The organism is Devosia sp. (assembly GCF_040509215.1).
GTDB lineage: Bacteria > Pseudomonadota > Alphaproteobacteria > Rhizobiales > Devosiaceae > Devosia.
Window position 1 is genome coordinate 1 of sequence record NZ_JBEVLL010000238.1, and the last position, 19,055, is coordinate 19,055.

The following is a 19,055-nucleotide window of genomic DNA, read 5'->3' on the forward strand; positions in this document are numbered from 1 at the left end:
GATTCCCCTGCCCGCTCCGCCCTTTAGTCGCTAGCGTCCATCGGCGGCGACTGCTATCCATCCCAAAGCCCGTCAGACGAACGGCGGCATTCCCAGAACAGGAAAACAGAAGCCATGTCCCTCAAGGTCGAACTCAAGCCCGGCGAACGTCTCATCATCGGGCAGTGCATAATTACCAATTCCGACCAGCGGACGCGGCTCTTCATCGACGGCAAAGCGCCCATCCTGCGCGAAAAGGATATCCTGACCATCGCGACCGCAGATACGCCCGCAAAGCGCATCTACCTGGCCGTGCAACTGATGTATCTCGAGGACGATACGGCGCGGCTCCGCGACGAATACTTCCGTCTTGTCAATGAGATAATCCATGCTGCTCCCTCAATGATTTCTCTCATAAATGGGATCAACAACGAGATTTTAACCGGCGCGCTGTACAAAGCTCTCAAGGCAGCCCGCAAGTTAATTCAGTACGAACAGGACCTTCTTGCAAATGTACCATCAGGGAGCGCAGGCATACCAACAGGTGGCCCGCAAAACGGAAGCCCCGCGTGATCGCGAAGCCAATTTGCTATCGCGCGCTGCTGCCAATCTCCAGCTTATCCACGACGCCTGGGAACTAAAGCAGGATACCCTCCCAGAGGCCCTGCTCTATAACCGCCGCATCTGGAATATCTTCCTCACGTCCGTTACCCGTGAAGACAATCCGCTTCCTCCTCAGGTTCGCCAGAACATCGCCAATCTGGGTCTGTTCGTCATGAACGAGACGCGCGAGCTTAGCATGGAGCCTAGCCAGGCAAAGCTCCTACCGCTGATCAATATCAACCGCCAGCTGGCCGCCGGCCTGCGCGGTAAAGAAGAAGCCTGATCAAGGCCACTGCCTACAAGTTCGCCTAGATGCGATGACAAGAGCCTCCGGATATAACCGGGGGCCTTTTTGTTTGTGCGGGGTATGAAGCCCCCCTGCCCGCGAGCTGCTACAGCAATGGAGATCCGCTCAGAGCCGCGCCTCAGAGATCGTCACCAACGGTCTTGTCCGGTGGTCCGGGACAGCCCTGCAATTACGGCGGTAGCGACCCGACGCCTTTACTGGAAACCTTCCACCAAAAGCAAAACGGGGCGCTTGCGCGCCCCGTATTCGTTTCGGCCTTCTGGCCACTAGGACGCCTTCTGGCGCCTATTTGAGGTAGTTGACGAGGCTCAGGCCAGCGACCGTCGCCGTGGTTTGGTAGCTGGCCTCAAGGCGCGTCTTGAGCGCCAGGAGCTGCATCACGGTTTCTTCCATACTGACCGTCTCGACTTGGCTCAGCAGCGTTTCGAGCTGGCCGGACGCGGCGGTATTGCGCTCGGCGGCGCCGCCGGTGGTGGCGCGAACCACGCCCAGTTCGAGGCCGATCTGCTCGATCGAACCCTTGTTGGTTGCCGTAGCGCTCGAGGTCGTCGCCATCTGCCGCTCGACCATGGCGCTGAAGCGTGCCTTCGAGGTCGTGTCGTTGATGTCGTACTCCTGCGAGCTCATAGCTGCGAGGGTCTTCACCAGTTCACGAAGGCCCGTTTCGTTGGCGCGAACGCCATAGCCGACCTTGGTCGAGTCATCGACCTGGGCTGTTGCCGACAGACGGGGATTGTCGCCGGTTGTGCCGACTTCGCCCGTGTACCACTTGACCGTCTCGCGGGTATTTGGTGCGGCAAAGACTGTGGCCGTCTCAGGATTGCCGCCCGAAAGGTCAACACGGCGCGCCACACCATCGGTCGTGAAGAAGTCGTCCGCCGCCGCATAGCTTGAGGCAGAAACCAGATCGGTCTTGCTGGTCTGGTCGAGCTTGAGCTTCAGGGCCGCTTCAAAGTTGGCCGTGGTTTCTTCGGGCGTGGCGCCAATGACGAACTGGCCGGTGACCGGTTCGCGATCGACGGCCTGCAGCACGATCGGGGTGCTGGTGCCATCCGGCATCTTGAGGTTGATGGTCACGGACTCGCCGGCGCGCGGATTGCCCATGAACTGAACGCTCATATTGGCCGGATTGCCCGCAATGGCGCTGACATTGATCTTGCTGCTGGTGGTGGATGCCGAAGCAAGCTTGTAGCCAAAAATGGTCGGCGGGGTCTGCTCTTCGAGACGAACCGTCGTATCATTCGGAGCGGGCACGGTACCCGCGGTAAGGCGACCGAGCTTGAGCGGGGCATCAAGGCCACCCACGCTGGTCTCGATGGCACCCTTGAGGTTCTTGAGCGTTTCCTCGCGATTGACGCCGATCTGGTACTCGCGCGGATTGGTTGCCAGCGGATCCGGCGTACCGGTGACCGCCTTGAACTGGAAATCCTCGGTCACGCCGTCACGGTTCTTGATGCCGATGGTGAGCATTTCGCCATCGGGCGGCTGCTTGTCGAACTTGACCGAAATGGACTCCATGCCGTCCGAGTACGAGATCACCTTCACGTCCGCATCCGAGGAGGTGAAAATCTTGAAGTTCTCGAGATTACCGAGCTTTTGGCCCATCAGACCTTCGAGATTACCGGCGGTGTCCTCAAGCGTGGCGCCGATGGAATATTCCGGCGGCGTTGCAGAGTCGTTGGGCACGGTCGGCGGCGCCACAGCCTTCGCCGTGAAAGTCTGGGTCGTGCCGTCGCGGCGGGTCATGTTGAAGGTAACAACGTCGCCATCAGCTGGCTGAGTGGTGACCTGCACGGTCGGGGCCAGCGGATCGGCCGTTGGGCCGGACGTCTGGGTCGTCGCGGAATTGCCCGAGATCGACATGATCTTGTAGCCGAACCGTTCGAATTCGGCCGAGGAGATCACCAGCTTGTTCTTCCACGGCCCCAGCGTTGTGGAGCGCGGCAGCCCGACATTGCCGAGGGTGTCACCGGAATCTGCGCCGAGGTCCGCCTTGCGCCGCTCTTCGGCAACGCCGAGATAGCCCTGCGCGGTGCCTTCGCCATACATGATCTGGTCATAGGTGGCGACCGGCGCCTTGTCAGTCTGGTTGCCGCCCATGAGGTAGCGACCTGCCACGCTAAGGTTCAGCGTTTCGAGCAGCTGCGACAGGCGGTTCTGCGAGTCCTTCTGAAGGCTCACCATGGTGAGATTGTTCTCGCCATAGCTGGTGGGCGTTGCCGAAGTCCGGGTCTCGGACTTGAGCTTGGCAAGAGAGGTAAAGCCCTGGTCGAGGAAGTTAAGCCGGAGATTGACCGTGTCGATATTGGCGGCGAAGGAGTCGAGCTTGGTGAGCCGATTGCGCGTCGCGAGCGACACGGTGCGGTCAAAGCCCATTTCCGCCAGGGTCTGCGCCTTCTCTCCAGACCCGAGTTGGGTCTGGAGTTTGCCGAGCTGGCTCTGCATGGTCGAGATGGCGCTATAGCCTGCCTTGACCGGATACATGGATTTATTGATCAGCATGACGAACGCCCTTACCTGAACGACTGCATGAGGGTGTCGAGCAATTCCTGCACGACAGAGGCAACGCGGGCATTGGCGGAATAGGCGTTTTGCAACTCCATCAGCCGGGCCACTTCCTCGTTGATATCGACGCCGTAGCTCTCTTCCATGCGTGACGTGATGGCATCGAGCGTCTGGCTATTGGTCTGGCTGGCGGACAGCGCCGTCTGAATGGAGCTGCCCTGATATTCCATCACCTGCGAGATCATGTCGGTGAGCGAGCCGGAAAGGCGGAAACCGCCATTCTTGGCCCCGACCATGGAGTTCGAACCGAACCGCATGGAGTCGAACTGCTCGGCGATGTAGTTGACGCGCTTGTTGTCGCCGGACGCCGTGGTCGCGTTGTAGTTGACCAGCAGTGTGTTGTCGGCAACGACGGCGGGATTGATGGTGATGCGACCGGCAAAGCCGAGACGCTGCCCATTTCCGGCCAGCGAATTGGTGAAGGGCTTGCCCTCGGCATCGAGGAAGAGCGGCATGCCAAGCTGGCCACCCTGCAGGTCCGTGGCGGTCCAGCGGGTCGAGGCGTTGATCGGCGTACCGTTGCCGTTGGCGCGCACTTCCAGCGTCGAACCGGTGCCCGAGAACGTCGGGCCAACGGTCAGCGACGAATTGAGCACGCTGGTGATGTAGGACATGTCGACGCTGCCGGCGACGCCATTGCCGGCAAAGCGAACGCCGACCACCTGATTGCCGAAGCTGTCAGGGCTCGTCAGCGGCAGTTTTGCCGGATCATCGACGCGGACGACCTTGGCCGAACGTTCGACACCATCATTGCCGCGATACTTGATGGTGAAATCATCGCCATCCTGGAGCTTGGTAAGGTCCATGTCGAAGCCTGACGGCGGACCGGCGACGGCCGTGCCAGGCTCCTGCACCGAGGAGAACACCTGGGCCAGGGCCGAAGCAACGTCGTCGAGCTGGCGCTGCGCGTCTTGCAGGGTCGTGTCGCGCAGTTCGATCAGGGCGCCGAGTGTACCCGAGCGGATCGCGCCGTCCTTGATCAGGTCGACGCGGGTGCCGTTCGGCGTCTCGATGATGAGCTTGCCGACACCATTCTTGCTGTCGTCGACGTTGAACTCGGTGGTCGGGGTGAGCGAACCAGCCTGTTCGAAGACGAGCAGCGAGGGCTTCACGTCGAGCAGCGACGCGCCAGAGCGCGTAGCGAGGCGCACGGTGCCGTCGGGATTGTAATCGACCCGAAGGTCCATCGTTTCCGACAGGCCCGACACCAGGCGATCGCGCTGGTCGAGAAGGCTATTGCGCGTGTTCTGGTCAACACCATAGTCGGCCAGCACCAGGTTCACGTCGCGCAGCGAGGTGAGCATGGAATTGACCGAGTCGACGGTCGAGGCCATGCGGGTCTCGGCCTCGCGGCGCATCGCCTGCACTTCTTGCGATAGCCGGTTCAGCGTGTTGGCCATGTCGGTGGCCTTAGTCACCACATCGGCGCGGGTCGCATAGTTGTCCGGGCTGGTGCCCAAGGCGTCGAGCGCGGTCTGCAGCTTGCCCATCATGGTATCGAGCGAACCAGCGCTACCTGGCTTGCCGAGCGCCGTCTGCATGCGGTCCATGAAGGTGGCGCGGGTCACCGAATAGGCCGTCTCCGGCACCTGCTTGGTGTAGTAATTCTGCAGGATGGAGTCGAAGGCGCGGTCGACATTGCCGGCGCGGACGTAGGAATTGTCGCCACGGCCAACTTCGACGACGTTCAGCGTCTGCTTGTGATAGCCGGGGGTGCCGGCATTCGAGATATTGCGGGAAATGACTTCCAGCGCCGTTTGGCTGGCCTTAAGGCCGGAAAGCGCATTCCCGATTGCAACCGTCAAACCCATAGCGGGTCTCCTTTGGCGCCGAACCTCTGCAAGGCACTAGTGGCCAGGCCGAAGACACGGCGAATCTGAGAAATGGCGAGTCCCGGCGCATGCGCCGGGACCATGGATAAAAAGGGAATGCTGCTGTTCTCCCCGCCCAGGCGGGGCATTAACCGGCCAGACAGCCCGAAAGGCCGGTAGGAAGAGGTGCTGCATTCCAAAAGCATTGTTGAGCCTCAGCGGATCATGTTGAGAGCTTCCTGAAGCATCTCGTCAGCTGCGGTCACGATCTTGGTATTGGCCGAGTAGGCCTGCTGGGTGACGATCAGCTTGGTGAATTCTTCCGAGATGTCAGTGTTGGAGGCTTCGGTGGAGGAGCCCACGATGCCTTCGCCCGACTGGTTGATGATCGGCTCGCCGGATTCGGTCGTGGCCGTATAGGTGCCGCCATCGCCACGCTTGAGGGCATTGGGGTTGGAGAAGCTGGCGGTGATGATCTGCGCCACGGCGCGGGTTTCGCCATTGGTGTAGGAAGCGATCACCTGGCCCTCGTCGGACACGCCCACCGAGATGAACTCGCCGGCGCCGTAGCCGTCCTGCGTGAACTTGGTGGTCGAGGCCATGCCGCTGTTGTCAGCGAACTGGGTCATGCCCTTGAGGCCGTGATCGATGGTCAGCGAGCCAAAGCTGCGGCCGTTCACCGTGAGGTTGCTGATGGCAAGACGTTCGGTGCCGCTGACCGTGACGCCTGAGCCGCCAGCAACGCCCGAGAGCACGCCCTGGTCGAAGGTGTAGTCAGCCAGCTTGGTCCAGGCATTGGTGGCGCCCGGCGCCGAGTCCGACGCGTAAAACATGCTCCAGGTGGCGACGCCCGCTTCGTCGGACACCTTTGCCCAACGCATCTGCACGTTCACCGGCTCACCAGTCTGCGAGTAGACGGTGATACCGCCACCCGAGATGGATTCCTTGACGAAGAGTTCGGAATTGGCGGCAGAGACGGTCGAGAGCGTACCGGTCGAGGCAGCTACAGTCTGAGCGATGCCCAGGGTCGTGGCGGCAGGGCCGGCAATCGTGACGTCGGAGCGATAGTTACCCGGGAAGTCGACTACGAGGCCGCCCGTGGGGCTCCAGGCAGCCGTTGCGCCGCTAGCGCCCGGTCCACCATAGGAGCGGAGGTCGGCCTGGATAACATCCAGCATTTCCTTGAGCGTACCGGTAGCGTCAACTTTGACGATGCCGGAGCCCGCGGTCATGGTGCCAGTGGCGTCGAGCAGGTATTTGCGCGTCACGCCGCCAACGCTGATTTCGAGCTGCTGGCCGTGAACGCCCATCAGATCGGCCGGCAGATTGGCCGAGTTGACGTTACCCGCGGTTACCGCAGAGGTGACCGAGCTGAGACCCAGGAGGCCAGCGGGGGTGGAGGTAAAGGCCATGGACGCCGTGCCAGCCGGATCCATCTGCACGAAGATGCGGCCATCCTTGAGCTTGACCACCTCATTGCCGCCGGTCAGGGCGCGCAACTCGGTCTGCATGCTGGCCAGCATGGTGGTGACGTCGCCCGTTGCGTCGACACTGCCAACCGCGACAGGAAGCGTCGTATCGAAGTTGAGGACGCGCGGCGTCGCGCCGATGGTGATCGTCAGGGAGTCGGTGCCGGAAACGATGGTGGATGCGAGAGCAGAACCAGTCGCGATGTTACCGTAGCCGTAGGCGGGGATCGTGGTTGGCGCAGTCGGCGTGCCAGTGATCTTCGGCGCAACGGGCGAACCCTGCACGTCGCCCGAATAACTCCAGGGCTTCAGCAGTTCACTGCCCGGCGTTGTCGAGACGTAAGTGGCCGTCTTCGGCGTCTGCGGCAGGTTGAGCTGGTAATTGATCGTGGTCGAGCGCTTGGCCGGCAGGAAGGCGTTGTCGATCTTGACAGCCTGGGCGACCGAGCCGGTCACAACGCCATTATCCATGCCGAGGCCGGTCAGGCGGTAGCCAGCGCCATTAACGAGGTAGCCGTTGCGATCGATGTCGAAGTCACCGCGGCGGGTATAGAAGGTACCGCCCGAGCCATCGCCATTCTCGACAACGAAGAAACCCGAGCCGTTGAGGGCCATGTAGGTTTCGGTATCGGCATTCTGGATGTCGCCGCGCAGCGTGTTCATCGAGCGCGAATAGGCGGAGACCGCGCCAGCAATCTGCTGCTTGACGGGCGCGTCGGGGATCATATCAACAAAGCTGGTGTCGATACGCTTGTAGCCAATCGTCTGCGAATTGGCGATATTGCCCGAGATGTTCTCCATGGCATGCGACTGAGCCTTGAGGCCAGAAACCGCACTTTGAAGAGCGCCAAAAATACCCATTTAAAACTCCAGTTCCCCAAAAGACGAGGCAAGCGCCTGTTTGCCCCAAGCAATGCAAGGGCAATGCCAACTCGTTAACCATATGAATTAACTTGTCTTTTTGACTCTGGAGCACCCTCTACACCCTGCCGATCGGCAGAAAATGGCGTGGCGTATGGCAAAAAATGCCGCCTGACTTCCGCCGGTGCCGCGTTTAATGGGATTGCTCTGGAGCGAACCGGCGTTTTGTGGCAAACACCGAACCGTCTCTAAGTCTTTGTTTTGTCGCGCTGCCTGCCCGAAGAAAAGTCCCAGACATGCTGTTTGAATCGCCCGATCAGTTCATCAATGCGCCGCGCCGTGCCATCACGGTCTTCGGCATGGCTGGCGTAGGCAAGACGCGGCTGTCGAACCTCCTGCGGAAGAACCGCTGGTTCCACTATTCGGTCGATTATCGCATTGGCACCCGCCACATGGGCGAGTACATCGTCGACAACTTCAAGGCTGAGGCCATGAAGGTGCCGTTCCTCGCGCAGCTCCTGCGCTCGGACTCGATCTACATCTCGTCCAACATCACCTTCGACAATCTCGACCCGCTTTCGAGCTATCTCGGCACACCCGGCGATCCACAAAAGGGTGGCCTGCCGCTGGCCGAATACCAGCGTCGGCAGGAGCAGCATCGCGTGGCGGAAATTTCTGCCCTGCGCGACGTGCCGCACTTCGTTGATCGCGCCAAGACACTCTATGGCTATGACGATTTCATAGCCGATACCGGTGGGTCACTGATCGAAGTCATCGACCATGACGACGCCAATGACCCGGTGGTGAAGACGCTCGCGGACAATACGCTGCTGCTCTATATTCGCGGCACCGACAAGGACGCCGCCGAACTGGTGCGCCGCTTCAAGCAGAGCCCAAAGCCGATGTATTACCGGCCGGCCTTCCTGTTGGAGAAATGGGCCGAGTTCAAGCAGATGAACACCATCAGCGCAGACAACGATGTCGATCCGGCAAAGTTCGGCGCCTGGGGTTTTGAGGCGCTGCTGCACGACCGACTGCCGCGTTATCAGGCGCTAGCCGACAATTTTGGCTATACGGTTGAAGCTTCGGACCTGGCCATGGTGCGCGACGGCGATGAATTTGTCGATCTCGTCGCCGCAGCTATCGAAAAGCGAATGCGTTAGCGCGTGCCCCACGGGGACGCGCCGATGCCCGAAATCCGCTTTTCCTTGCCCATTTAGAGGCTCAAATGCCTATTCGCATTCCCGACAATCTGCCCGCCCGCAAAATCCTCGAAGACGAGGGCGTCAACGTCATGGATACCAGCCGCGCCTCGCGGCAGGACATCCGCCCGCTCGAATTCGGCCTCCTCAACCTGATGCCGAACAAGGAGCGCACCGAGACGCAGTTTTCGCGCCTGATCGGCGCCACGCCGCTGCAGATCAATCTCTCGCTCGTGCGCATCACCGAGCATCAATCCAAGCACACGTCCGAAGACTATTTGAAGACCTTCTACCAGACCTGGGAGGAGGTTAAGGAACGCAAGTTTGACGGCTTTATCGTCACTGGCGCGCCGATTGCCCATATCCCGTTCGAAGACGTGCGCTACTGGAACGAGATGCTGGAAATCATGGCGTGGACGCGCACCAATGTGCACCACACCATGTTCATCTGCTGGGGCGCGCAGGCGGCCCTGCACCACTTCCACGGCGTAAAGCGCTACCGCATGGACGAGAAGGCCTTTGGCGTCTATCGCCATCGCATCACCAACCCGCGCTCGCCTTTCCTCCGCGGCATGTCCGATAGCCCGATGATCCCGGTTTCGCGCTACAACGACATCGATCGCTCAAGCGTGGGCGACGATCTCGAAGTGCTGATGGACAGCGATATCGGCCTCTGCATGCTCGGCGAAAAGTCAGGCAAATCGGTCTATTTCCTCAACCACCTGGAATATGACAACCGCTCGCTGGCCGATGAATACGAGCGCGACGTCAAGGCCGGGCTCAATCCTGTCGCCCCGCTCAATCTCTTCCCCAACGGCGACACGTCAGTCGAGCCGGAGAACCGCTGGCGCAGCCATGCCCATCTTCTGTTCCAGAACTGGATCAACGAGATTTACCAGACGACGCCATACGATCTCGGTGAAATCGGCAAGCCCTGAGACTTTGCGAGGCGGTGCACTTCTGTCGCGCCGCCTCCGCCCTTGCAAAAGGCACCCCAGTCCCTAACTTGCACTAACGCATGGGGAATTGAGTTTTGCCGCAACCGCCCACCACCATCACCGACGAACTGGGCATTGCCCTCTCCAACCTCGCCGACAGCGCCACTGGCGTCCTTACCCCCACCCTGCGGCTGGGCGTTACCGGCCTTAGCCGGGCCGGCAAGACGATCTTCATCACATCGCTGATCCACAACCTGCTCACGCAAGGTCGCCTGCCTGGCTTTTCGCCGCTGGCCGAGGGGAGGTTCATTGGCGCGAAGCTGGCCGAGTACCCCGACGCGACGATCCCGCGCTTCGCCTATGAACAGCATATGGCGGCGCTGACTGGGCGACCGGCGACCTGGCCCGAAAGCACGCGGCGGATCTCGCAGCTACGGATCGTGCTGAAATTCCAGTCGGCCAAATGGTGGGCCGGATTTTCAGGCCCCGCCACGCTCAATCTCGATATTGTCGATTACCCCGGGGAGTGGCTGCTCGACCTGCCCCTGCTCGGCAAGAGTTTTGCCGAGTGGAGCGCCGAGGCGTTGGAGCGGGCGCGGCAGCCCGGCCATGCCGACGAAGCAGCAACTTTCCTTGCCGAGCTCGACAGCACGGACGTTCTCAAGGACGCCAGTGACCTCAGTGCCGAGCACCTGGCCTCGGCCTTCACGACCTATCTCCGTCGCAGCCGCGAGCATGGCGCGCTTTCCACCCTGCCACCCGGCCGCTTCCTGCTCCCCGGCGATCTCGAAGGCTCACCCGCACTCACTTTCGCCCCCCTGCCGCGCCCGAGCCAACCAATCCGTGGCAACAGCCTCTATGCCATGCTGGAAAACCGCTACGAGGCCTACAAGGCCCAGGTCATCCGTCCCTTCTTCCGCGATCACTTCGCCCGGTTGGACCGCCAGGTCGTGCTCGTGGATACCTTGCGGGCGCTGAATACTGGGCCGGCCGCAGTGGCTGATCTTGAAACGGCGCTGACATCGGTCCTCGCCTGCTTCCGTCAGGGCGAAGCAAATCCCCTGCTCCGCCCCTTCAGTCGCCGCATCGACCGCATCCTCTTTGCCGCGACCAAGGCCGACCATGTGCACCACACGAGCCACGACCGGTTGGAAGCCATTCTCAACCGCCTCGTCGGCAATGCCAGCAAGCGAGCGCGCTTCGCCGGGGCCGAGACCAAGTCGCTCGCCCTCGCCGCCATCCGCGCCACCAGCGAAGGCACGATCCGTGAGCAGGGAGAAACGCTGCCGACACTGATCGGAACGCCGCAGGCAGGCGAGGAACTGGATGGCACCACCTATGACGGCAAAACCGAAATCGCCTTGTTTCCCGGCGACTTACCCGAACGCCCGGATTCATTGTTCGAGAACGGACAGCCCGTGGCGCTGAATTTCCTGCGCTTCACCCCGCCGCAAAAGCTCGAAACCAATGCCGACGGCGAAGTGGTGCTGCCGCACATACGCTTCGACCGCGCGCTCGATTATCTCATCGGAGACTGGATGGCATGAAGCGTCCCATCGCCCACCCCACCCAGACGCAGAGCGAAACGACAACGCCCGTCCGCATCCCGCGCGCCTTCGCGCCCGCCGAGGCTGAGCTCGTCGAAACCTCCTTCGAGGCCGAACTGGAGCCCGACCTTGTCGGCCCGCCACCAAGGCGCATGGGCTGGATCGGCCGCATCGCCTGGACAGCGGGCAGCATTCTGGTTTCGGCCGGCCTGGCGCTGGCGGCCGACCGGCTGATCCGCGATCTCTTTGCGCGCTATGAATGGCTCGGCTGGGCAGGACTCGGCGTGCTCGGCGCTTTTGTCGTCGCTGTTATCGCGCTCGTGGCCCGGGAAATCTTTGCCCTGCGCCGCCTGCGCACCCTCGATGCGCTCAAGGCCGACGCGGCGCGGGCGCGCAGCGACGACGATCAGAAACTGGCGCGACATGTCGCCGAGCGCTTGGAAGGCATCTATGCCGACCGCCCCGAAATGGCCCGCAGCCGCGAGGTGGTAAAAACCAACCTGCCGCATTTGTTCGATGGCACGGAGATCGTCACGCTGGCCGAACGCAGCCTCATGGCGCCACTCGATGCGCGCGCCAAGGCACTGACCGCTGCTTCCGCAAGGCGCGTAGCACTGGTGACCGCCATATCGCCGCGGGCGCTGATCGATGTGGCCTTCGTGATCTACGAGAGCGTGCGACTGGCGGGGGCCATCGCGGCGCTCTACGGCGCCCGACCGGGCTTCTTTGGCTTCTGGCGCCTCGCTGGTGCGATCCTGTCGCATCTCGCCGTCACGGGCGGCCTGGTGTTGACCGACGGTATTGTCGAGCAGTTGGTCGGCCAGGGCCTTGCTGCAAAGCTCTCGGCCCGATTGGGCGAAGGCGTGGTGAACGGATTGATGACCGTCCGCGTCGGCATCGCCGCAATGCGGGTGGTCCGGCCCCTGCCCTTCGATACGCAGCCGCAGCCCATGGTCCGGGATTTCATCCCCGAACTCGTCAAGGTCACGCAGGACGCCGGCAAGAGCGCTTAGAAGCTCACTCCGCAGCAACCCGCAACGGCGGCGGTGCAAGCCGCGGCTTGCGCTTAGGCATGGCCTCCGGGTGCGCAGCAAAATAGCGGACGCGCGCCTCCAGAACCTTGGGACGGTTATTCACCGCCCAAGCGCCGAGGACCTCAAGCGGCCCCTGAAGGTCCTGGCCCAGTTCCGTCAGCTCATAATCAACATGCGGCGGGATCGAGGGCGTCACGGTGCGCGTCAGAAAGCCGTCCATTTCGAGATCGCGCAGCGTCGCCGTAAGCACCTTCTGGCTGATCCCGCCCACTTGGCGCTTGATTGCGGAAAACCGCATCGGCCCGCCGCTCAGCACGTTGATGATGAGAACCGTCCACTTGCCGCCGATCTGATTGAGGATCTCGCCCACGGGCCGGCAATCATTGGTGATTTCGTGGATGATCGGTTTCATTTTGGTGCCTCAGGTATCAAAAAAGTGCGGTCTTGCGCTGCGAAAGACAGTCACTCATATAGCGTCAGTTACCAATGGATACCACGGTTCTTCCAATGAAAAATGTCGCTGTTCTCGTCGCCAGCCTGAGCGCCAACTCGGTCAATCGCAAGTTTGCCCACACGTTGGAAAAGCTCGCCGAGGGCAAACTGAAGTTCGATTATCTCGATCTCGCCGGCCTGCCCTACTACAACAACGACCTCTGGGCGAACCCGCCCGCCGTCGTGACCGAGCTGAAGCGTCGCGTCGAAGCCGCCGATGCCGCGCTGATTGTGACGCCGGAATACAACCGCTCTTTTCCCGGCGTGCTGAAGAACGCGCTGGACTGGGCCTCGCGCCCCTATGCGCAGAGTTCCTGGAAAGACATGCCGACGGCTCTCGTGGGCGCCACGCCGGGCACCACCGGCACCGCCGCCGGCCAGGGCCACCTTCGCTCGGTGCTGCCAGTCTATGGGATGCTGGTCATGGGCCAGCCGGAAGTCTACTTCAACATGAAGCCAGGCCTGATCACCGACAATCTCGAAGTGACCGACGAGACGACGCTCGCCTTCCTCAATGGCTGGGTGCAGTCTTTCAGTGCCTTCATCGAGCGACATGGCGTCGACAAGGCAACGGCGATCGCAGCGGAATGAACGGATGCCGGGCTTCGGCCCGGCTTTTCCTTAGAAGTCCTTGGAGGCGCTTGGCGCCAGGGTCAGCTTGAGCCCATCGAGCTCATCCGAACACAGGATTTGGCACGAGAGGCGCGAGTTCGACTTCACGTCGCCCACGCTATCGAGCATGTCCTCTTCCTCGTCGCTCGGCGCGCCGACAGCGTCGAGCCATTCGGAATCCACATAGCAGTGGCAGGTGGCGCAGCTCAGCGCGCCGCCGCATTCGGCCTTGATGTTGAGGCCCCAGTCTCGAATGACTTCCATCACACGCCAGCCCTCGAGCCCTTCGAGCTCGTGCACTTCGCCTGCCTGGTCGGTAACGGTGATCTTCATGGGGCGCTCCTCAACAGCGGGGCGTGCTTAGCCTTCATAGGGGCGAGAAGGCAAGTAGGACATTCGTTCCGCCACGACGTCATTCCCGCGCAAGCCGGAATCTCAACGCGGGCCTAGTGACATCCCCGCTTTCGCGGGGATGACGCGGTGGTCGGAGGTTAGGCTGGCGTTAAGCCACACCCAGCTTCTTCTGCAGCTTGGTCGAGCTCGTCGTGTACTGGAACACCACGCGTTCGCCTGGCGAGACGATTGCCTTGGCTGCCTGAGCCATCAGCGCGGCCTCGTGGAAGCCCGAGAGGATCAGCTTGAGCTTACCGGGGTAGTAGTTGATGTCGCCGATGGCAAATATGCCGGGGACCGAGGTCTGGAACTTTTCGGTGTCGACGACGATGGTGTTGTCATTGAGCTCAAGGCCCCAATCGGCGACCGGGCCGAGCTTCATGGTAAGGCCGAAGAACGGCAGCAGGCGCGTGGCGGGGATCGACAGATCGCCGGCGTCGGTCGTCAGGTGCACGTGGTTGATCTGGCCGTTTTCGCCATCGAGCTTGGCGATCTGGCCGAGCTGGAAATTGACCTTACCGTCGGCCACCAGTTCCTTCATCTTGTTGACCGAAGCCGGGGCCGCCTTGAAGGCGTCGCGACGGTGAACGAGAGTCAGGGTGCGCACGATCGGCTGCAGGTTCAGCGTCCAGTCGAGCGCCGAGTCACCGCCGCCGACGATAACGACATCCTGGCCACGGAAGTCTTCGATTCTGCGCACGGCATAGAAGACCGACTTGTTCTCAAACTGCTCGATCTCGGGCACCGGCGGGCGCTTGGGCTGGAACGAGCCGCCACCGGCCGCGATCACCACAACCTTGGTGAAGAAGGTTTCATCGGCATCGGTCTGCAGCTTGAAGGAGCCGTCTTCCAGCTTCTCGATGGAATTGACCATGCGCGAGAAGTGGAATTCGGGTGAGAATGGCGAGATCTGCGCCATCAGGTTGTCGGTCAGTTGCTGGCCGGTGACCATGGGGAAAGCCGGAATGTCATAGATCGGCTTTTCCGGATAAAGCTCGGCGCATTGGCCACCGGGACGATCCAGAATGTCGATGAAGTGGCATTTGATGTCGAGGAGCCCGAGTTCGAAAGCCGCGAACAGGCCGCAGGGGCCAGCGCCGATGACGACAACGTCGGTGGTGATCTCAGTGCTCATTTTCAAAGTCCGTTCGACACCGGAGCCGCTGCGGCTCCGGAAAGGTTGGTCCCATCGGGGCCCCATTGCCCCGCTTGATGAATGGGAACTGCCGCTGTCACCAGCGCCCCCGGCTTTGCCCGATTAAAGGCGACTAACGCGCTCCACTTATCCTAGGAGACGCGACGAAGGAAGGGGCGAGTACCAAGCGGTACTTCGGTGACGCCCACAGGCTGGTAGAACAAGGCCATTTCCGGCAGACGGTTTTCGATCAGCGCCTGGCGGCTCGGCTCGTGGGTGACGACGAGCGCATTGAAGCCGCAGCGGCGCATATGCGGAATCTGATCCTGAAGGACATCGCCTACAGCCCTGATTTCACCGGCATATTTGTACCGCTCGACGAGAAGCCGCGCCGTCGAGTAACCGCGACCATCCGAGAAGGCCGGGAACTTGATGGCGATCGAAGCGAAGCGAGTAAGATCATCGACCACGTCTTCGATCTTCTCGCCGGGCGAAACCAACAGCCCAAGCGGGTGTTGGCTCGCCAGATAATCGTCGCGATTGGCCAGAAATTCCGACAGCGGCACGTGGGTATACCGGGCTTCGGACGGCGCGGTGCCTTCGACCCATTCCTTGAAGGGATCGGCAATAAAAGCCCCGTCTTTCCAGAGGGTGTGGCGGGCTGCGGCAGTCATCGGATTGGCGATCGCTCCACTGAAGTCATAATGGATGCCGCATTCCTTTTTATTGAGGCCGCGCCACCGTCCGGCGCGCGGATCTTCGCCCTCGGCAACGATCGAGGTGCAAGGCGCGCAGCCAATAGACTTGTAGCCTTTGGCATAGAGCGGATGCTCGGGCAAGCTGTGCTTCTGGCGATATTCGACGACGTCTGCGTCGGAGAAATAGGCCAGCGGATTGACCTTGATGCGATCATCGCTCGTCAGCTCGAAATGCGGCAGCACGCCGCGTTCCGAGGTCTGGTAGCGCTTGCGGCCGGTTACCCAGCCACCATATTGCTCCGTCACCGGCTCAAGCGGCTCGGTCTTGCGAATATGGCAGCAGGAATCGGGGTCCGTCTCCCAGAGATCGCCATTCGGATCGAAGCGCTTCACGTCATCCGAATTGGGGTGGATGGCATGGACGTTGATCAGGCCAAGCTGCTTCTTCAGCGTCTCGACATAGGCGAGCGTTTCCGGGAAATGCTTGCCGGTCTCAAGGAAATAGACCGGCATGCTGGGATCGACCTGTGCCACCATGTGCAGCAGGACCGCCGAGTCAGCCCCGAAGGACGAGACAATGGCGAGATCGCCCGGCAGCACGTCGCTGACGGCGTAACGGAGCACGCTCAGCGCATCCATTTCGTCGAACATGCCGTTGAGCGCCAGAATACCCAGCGCCTTCAGCTTGTCGTGTGCCGCCTGGGCGGGAGCGAGTTTAGGCAGTCCCATAGAGGGCCTCCTTGAAAGGCGCTTCCCCAAGACGCCGATAGGCTGCAATGAATGTTTCTTCTTCGCTGGTTCGCTGGGCGATGTAGAAATCGACCAGCTTTTCGATAGCGCCCGGCACGTTCTCGGCCTCAAAACCGGGCCCGATGATTTTGCCCACGGAAGCATGCTCGGTGGCATCACCGCCCAGCGTGATCTGATAGAGCTCGCCGCCCTTCTTCTCGACGCCCAGAATGCCGATGTGACCGACATGGTGGTGCCCGCAGGCATTGATGCAGCCGGAAATCTTGATCTTGAGCTCGCCGATTTCCTTCTGCCGTGCCGGCTCGGCAAACTTCTTGGAAATTTCCTGCGCGATCGGGATCGAGCGAGCATTGGCAAGGGCACAGAAATCGAGGCCCGGGCAGCAGATCATGTCCGTGATCAGGTTGTTGTTGCCCTCGGCAAGCTTTACAGCCACCAGCGCATCATAGACGGCGCGAAGATCGGCCAGCGCCACATGTGGCAGAACCAGGTTCTGCTCATGGGTCACGCGCAGCTCGTCATGCGAATACTTTTCAGCGAGATCGGCGACGACCTCCATCTGCGTATCCGTCGCATCGCCCGGAGCACCGCCCACAGGCTTCAACGAAACCGTCACCGAGGCATAACCCGGCTGGGCGTGAGCATTGATATTGTTGTCGAGCCAACGGCCATAGGCGGCATCGACGATGGACTCATAGGCCACATCGATCTTGGTCAGCGTCTGTGCGGCAAAGTTCGGAAGCGCGAAATAGGCGCTGATACGGTCAACTTCCTCGCTCGGCAGAGTGAGAACGCCGCCGCGAACCTCTGCGAATTCAGCCTCAACCTGGCCCTTGATGGTTTCCAGGCCTTCTTCGTGCACCAGGATCTTGATGCGCGCCTTGTACTTGTTGTCCCGGCGGCCATAGCGGTTGTAAACGCGCATGATGGATTCGAGATAAGCCAATAGGTGCTCGTTGGGCACAAAGCTATTGATCAGCTTGGCGATCATCGGCGTACGACCGAGACCACCACCAACCCAAACTTCCCAACCGATTTCGCCAGCGCCGTTCACGGCAGCCTGTAGGCCGATATCGTGGAAACGGATGGCCGCGCGATCCTGCGGCGCGCCCGTGATGGCGATCTTGAACTTGCGCGGGAGGTACGAAAATTCCGGGTGAAGGCTCGACCACTGGCGCAGGATTTCAGCGACTGGACGCGGATCGATGATTTCGTCGGCGGCAGCGCCGGCAAACTGATCCGTCGTGACATTGCGGATGCAATTGCCCGAGGTCTGGATCGCGTGCATTTCGACGGATGCCAGCTCGTCGAGAATGATCGGAATGTCCTTCAACTTCGGCCAGTTGTACTGGATGTTCTGGCGCGTCGTGAAATGGCCATAGCCGCGGTCATAAACCCGAGCGATATGAGCTAGCTTGCGCATCTGCCTGGACGAGAGCGTGCCATAGGGCACCGCGACACGCAGCATATAGGCGTGGAGCTGCAGATAGAGCCCGTTCATCAGCCGCAGCGGGCGGAACTGGTCTTCGGTTAGCTCGCCAGAAAGGCGACGCTTCACCTGATCGGCAAACTGCGCCGTGCGACCCGCTACAAACGCGGCGTCAAATTCGTCATATCGATACATGACCGTCCTCACCCAGATGCTGGCGGTCGTAAGCCTGCCCATTGAGAGTAAGCGGCGCGGTGGGGCCTGCCGCACGAATACGTTCGCGAAGACGCTTGGGAACGATCTGGCCGTTCACCTCGTCGACTTCCTCGATTTCAAGGCTGATGACACGGCCGCCGGCCTTGGTCGCGGCCAGCGCGGCGTCGCGCTCGGCAACTTCTTCCTTGGAGAAGAGACGCGCCGACTGCAGCGGCTCCACCCACTCGCCGGTGGCTGACAGATAGACCGCCGCCCCCGAGGTGAGCTCGTTGCCGGTGAGAATTTCCTTGCTCATGCTACTTTGAAACTTTCTGCATTCCTGGCGACGGCCTCAACCCAATCGCCATGCGCCACGGCCCGACCGATAAGGATGACGGCAGGTCCGTCATCGAACTCGACCGCGCCACGCGCGAGATCACCCAAATTACCCGCATAGGACCCGCTCTCGGCCCGTCCTGCATTCACAACAATGCCCACCGGCAGATCAGCCGCGGCGCCCAGCGCAACCAGCCGTCCCGCCGTTTCGGCAGCAATAGACTTGCCCATATAGAGCGCCAGCGTAAGACCAGTTTCGGCGAGAGCAGCCCAGTGGGCCAGCTCGCTATCATCGGCACCATGCGCCGTCGCCACGACCAACCCGCTCGACACCTTCCGCAACGTCACCGGCGTTGCCGTATCAGCTGCGGCAGCCAGCGCTGCGCTCACGCCCGGCACGATCTGGTACTCGATCCCGGCCTTGCGCAGCGCCTCGATTTCCTCGCCAGCGCGCCCAAAAATCATCGGATCACCCGACTTCAGCCGCGCCACCTTCTTGCCCTCGCCGGCCAACCGCACGATCAGCGTATTGATCTGCGCCTGGCTGAAGGAATGGTGCCCCTTGGCCTTGCCGACGCAAATCTGCTCGGCATCGCGCCGGCCCATTTCAACGACTTCCGCCGGGACCAACTGGTCATGCACGATCACATCGGCCTGCTGCAACAGGCGTTGGGCGCGAAGGGTTAGGAGATCGGCAGC

At 61.4% G+C, this 19,055-nt stretch carries 17 protein-coding genes; 7 read left to right on the plus strand and 10 right to left on the minus strand.

All coding sequences use genetic code 11. The annotated features are described in order from the left end of the window. The first annotated feature begins 114 nt into the window (after nucleotides 1-114). Together flbT and flaF are read left to right on the plus strand one after the other, a co-directional pair. Nucleotides 115-552: a flagellar biosynthesis repressor FlbT gene (flbT, locus tag ABW043_RS13135; RefSeq protein ID WP_353921657.1), complete on the plus strand. Its 438-nt coding sequence runs from the start codon at nucleotides 115-117 to the stop codon at nucleotides 550-552. Next, on the plus strand, nucleotides 524-865 hold the full coding sequence (flaF, locus tag ABW043_RS13140) for a flagellar biosynthesis regulator FlaF (protein WP_353921658.1): 342 nt from the start codon (nucleotides 524-526) through the stop codon (nucleotides 863-865). Before flbT ends, flaF begins: the two co-directional genes overlap by 29 nt. A 309-nt stretch (nucleotides 866-1,174) precedes the next feature. Here flaF and ABW043_RS13145 read toward each other — a convergent pair whose 3' ends face one another. The 3 genes from ABW043_RS13145 to ABW043_RS13155 form a co-directional block, all read right to left on the minus strand. Beyond that, the gene (locus ABW043_RS13145) at nucleotides 1,175-3,391 is read right to left on the minus strand and encodes a flagellin family protein (RefSeq protein ID WP_353921659.1); all 2,217 of its coding nucleotides are present in this window, start codon (nucleotides 3,389-3,391) and stop codon (nucleotides 1,175-1,177) included. An 11-nt stretch (nucleotides 3,392-3,402) separates the two neighbouring features. Continuing rightward, nucleotides 3,403-5,265 (minus strand): flagellar hook-associated protein FlgK, encoded by a 1,863-nt coding sequence (flgK, locus tag ABW043_RS13150; protein ID WP_353921660.1) that lies wholly within the window; start codon nucleotides 5,263-5,265, stop codon nucleotides 3,403-3,405. Between the two features lie 215 nt (nucleotides 5,266-5,480). Then, nucleotides 5,481-7,595, minus strand: a complete 2,115-nt coding sequence (locus ABW043_RS13155; RefSeq protein ID WP_353921661.1) for a flagellar hook-basal body complex protein — start codon at nucleotides 7,593-7,595, stop codon at nucleotides 5,481-5,483. A gap of 296 nt (nucleotides 7,596-7,891) precedes the next feature. Here ABW043_RS13155 and ABW043_RS13160 point away from each other — a divergent pair, with 296 nt between their 5' ends. From ABW043_RS13160 to ABW043_RS13175, 4 genes are all read left to right on the plus strand, one after another. Next, on the plus strand, nucleotides 7,892-8,758 hold the full coding sequence (locus tag ABW043_RS13160) for an ATPase (RefSeq protein ID WP_353921662.1): 867 nt from the start codon (nucleotides 7,892-7,894) through the stop codon (nucleotides 8,756-8,758). Nucleotides 8,759-8,823: 65 nt separating this feature from the next. Continuing rightward, nucleotides 8,824-9,735 carry a homoserine O-succinyltransferase gene (locus ABW043_RS13165; RefSeq protein WP_353921663.1) on the plus strand — a complete coding sequence of 304 codons (912 nt, stop codon included), beginning with the start codon at nucleotides 8,824-8,826 and terminating at the stop codon, nucleotides 9,733-9,735. 95 nt (nucleotides 9,736-9,830) lie between these two features. Continuing rightward, on the plus strand, nucleotides 9,831-11,282 hold the full coding sequence (locus ABW043_RS13170) for a YcjX family GTP-binding protein (RefSeq protein ID WP_353921664.1): 1,452 nt from the start codon (nucleotides 9,831-9,833) through the stop codon (nucleotides 11,280-11,282). Beyond that, nucleotides 11,279-12,295, plus strand: a complete 1,017-nt coding sequence (locus ABW043_RS13175; protein ID WP_353921665.1) for a YcjF family protein — start codon at nucleotides 11,279-11,281, stop codon at nucleotides 12,293-12,295. The genes ABW043_RS13170 and ABW043_RS13175 overlap by 4 nt, the downstream gene beginning before the upstream one ends. 4 nt (nucleotides 12,296-12,299) lie before the next feature. Here ABW043_RS13175 and ABW043_RS13180 read toward each other — a convergent pair whose 3' ends face one another. Then, nucleotides 12,300-12,728, minus strand: a complete 429-nt coding sequence (locus ABW043_RS13180) for a winged helix-turn-helix transcriptional regulator (RefSeq protein WP_353921666.1) — start codon at nucleotides 12,726-12,728, stop codon at nucleotides 12,300-12,302. A 95-nt stretch (nucleotides 12,729-12,823) separates the two neighbouring features. Here ABW043_RS13180 and ABW043_RS13185 point away from each other — a divergent pair, with 95 nt between their 5' ends. Further along, nucleotides 12,824-13,399 carry an NADPH-dependent FMN reductase gene (locus tag ABW043_RS13185; RefSeq protein WP_353921667.1) on the plus strand — a complete coding sequence of 192 codons (576 nt, stop codon included), beginning with the start codon at nucleotides 12,824-12,826 and terminating at the stop codon, nucleotides 13,397-13,399. A gap of 30 nt (nucleotides 13,400-13,429) precedes the next feature. On the opposite strand, the gene ABW043_RS13190 is transcribed toward ABW043_RS13185, so the two are convergent. The 6 genes from ABW043_RS13190 to cobA all read right to left on the minus strand — a co-directional run. After that, entirely contained in the window at nucleotides 13,430-13,753 is a 324-nt protein-coding gene (locus tag ABW043_RS13190; protein ID WP_353921668.1) for a 2Fe-2S iron-sulfur cluster-binding protein, read from the minus strand. Between the two features lie 169 nt (nucleotides 13,754-13,922). After that, nucleotides 13,923-14,948: an NAD(P)/FAD-dependent oxidoreductase gene (locus tag ABW043_RS13195; RefSeq protein ID WP_353921669.1), complete on the minus strand. Its 1,026-nt coding sequence runs from the start codon at nucleotides 14,946-14,948 to the stop codon at nucleotides 13,923-13,925. A 152-nt stretch (nucleotides 14,949-15,100) separates the two neighbouring features. Further along, nucleotides 15,101-16,375 (minus strand): phosphoadenylyl-sulfate reductase, encoded by a 1,275-nt coding sequence (locus ABW043_RS13200; protein ID WP_353921670.1) that lies wholly within the window; start codon nucleotides 16,373-16,375, stop codon nucleotides 15,101-15,103. Further along, nucleotides 16,362-18,020, minus strand: coding sequence for a nitrite/sulfite reductase (locus ABW043_RS13205; protein ID WP_353921671.1), 1,659 nt, complete (start codon nucleotides 18,018-18,020; stop codon nucleotides 16,362-16,364). The genes ABW043_RS13200 and ABW043_RS13205 overlap by 14 nt, the downstream gene beginning before the upstream one ends. Next, the gene (locus tag ABW043_RS13210; RefSeq protein WP_353921672.1) at nucleotides 18,007-18,336 is read right to left on the minus strand and encodes a DUF2849 domain-containing protein; all 330 of its coding nucleotides are present in this window, start codon (nucleotides 18,334-18,336) and stop codon (nucleotides 18,007-18,009) included. The genes ABW043_RS13205 and ABW043_RS13210 overlap by 14 nt, the downstream gene beginning before the upstream one ends. After that, on the minus strand, nucleotides 18,333-19,055 hold a 723-nt coding region (cobA, locus tag ABW043_RS13215), incomplete at its 5' end, for a uroporphyrinogen-III C-methyltransferase (RefSeq protein ID WP_353921673.1). The genes ABW043_RS13210 and cobA, both read right to left, overlap by 4 nt.

Bases quoted from the DNA above. Each gene is read 5' to 3' on its own strand.
- ABW043_RS13175 (WP_353921665.1), top strand. From the start codon at position 11,279: ATGAAGCGTCCCATCGCCCACCCCACCCAGACGCAGAGCGAAACGACA.
- flbT (WP_353921657.1), top strand. From the start codon at position 115: ATGTCCCTCAAGGTCGAACTCAAGCCCGGCGAACGTCTCATCATCGGG.
- ABW043_RS13180 (WP_353921666.1), bottom strand. From the start codon at position 12,728: ATGAAACCGATCATCCACGAAATCACCAATGATTGCCGGCCCGTGGGC.
- ABW043_RS13185 (WP_353921667.1), top strand. From the start codon at position 12,824: ATGAAAAATGTCGCTGTTCTCGTCGCCAGCCTGAGCGCCAACTCGGTC.
- ABW043_RS13155 (WP_353921661.1), bottom strand. From the start codon at position 7,595: ATGGGTATTTTTGGCGCTCTTCAAAGTGCGGTTTCTGGCCTCAAGGCT.
- ABW043_RS13190 (WP_353921668.1), bottom strand. From the start codon at position 13,753: ATGAAGATCACCGTTACCGACCAGGCAGGCGAAGTGCACGAGCTCGAA.
- ABW043_RS13160 (WP_353921662.1), top strand. From the start codon at position 7,892: ATGCTGTTTGAATCGCCCGATCAGTTCATCAATGCGCCGCGCCGTGCC.
- ABW043_RS13205 (WP_353921671.1), bottom strand. From the start codon at position 18,020: ATGTATCGATATGACGAATTTGACGCCGCGTTTGTAGCGGGTCGCACG.
- ABW043_RS13145 (WP_353921659.1), bottom strand. From the start codon at position 3,391: ATGCTGATCAATAAATCCATGTATCCGGTCAAGGCAGGCTATAGCGCC.
- flgK (WP_353921660.1), bottom strand. From the start codon at position 5,265: ATGGGTTTGACGGTTGCAATCGGGAATGCGCTTTCCGGCCTTAAGGCC.
- ABW043_RS13210 (WP_353921672.1), bottom strand. From the start codon at position 18,336: ATGAGCAAGGAAATTCTCACCGGCAACGAGCTCACCTCGGGGGCGGCG.
- ABW043_RS13195 (WP_353921669.1), bottom strand. From the start codon at position 14,948: ATGAGCACTGAGATCACCACCGACGTTGTCGTCATCGGCGCTGGCCCC.
- ABW043_RS13200 (WP_353921670.1), bottom strand. From the start codon at position 16,375: ATGGGACTGCCTAAACTCGCTCCCGCCCAGGCGGCACACGACAAGCTG.
- ABW043_RS13165 (WP_353921663.1), top strand. From the start codon at position 8,824: ATGCCTATTCGCATTCCCGACAATCTGCCCGCCCGCAAAATCCTCGAA.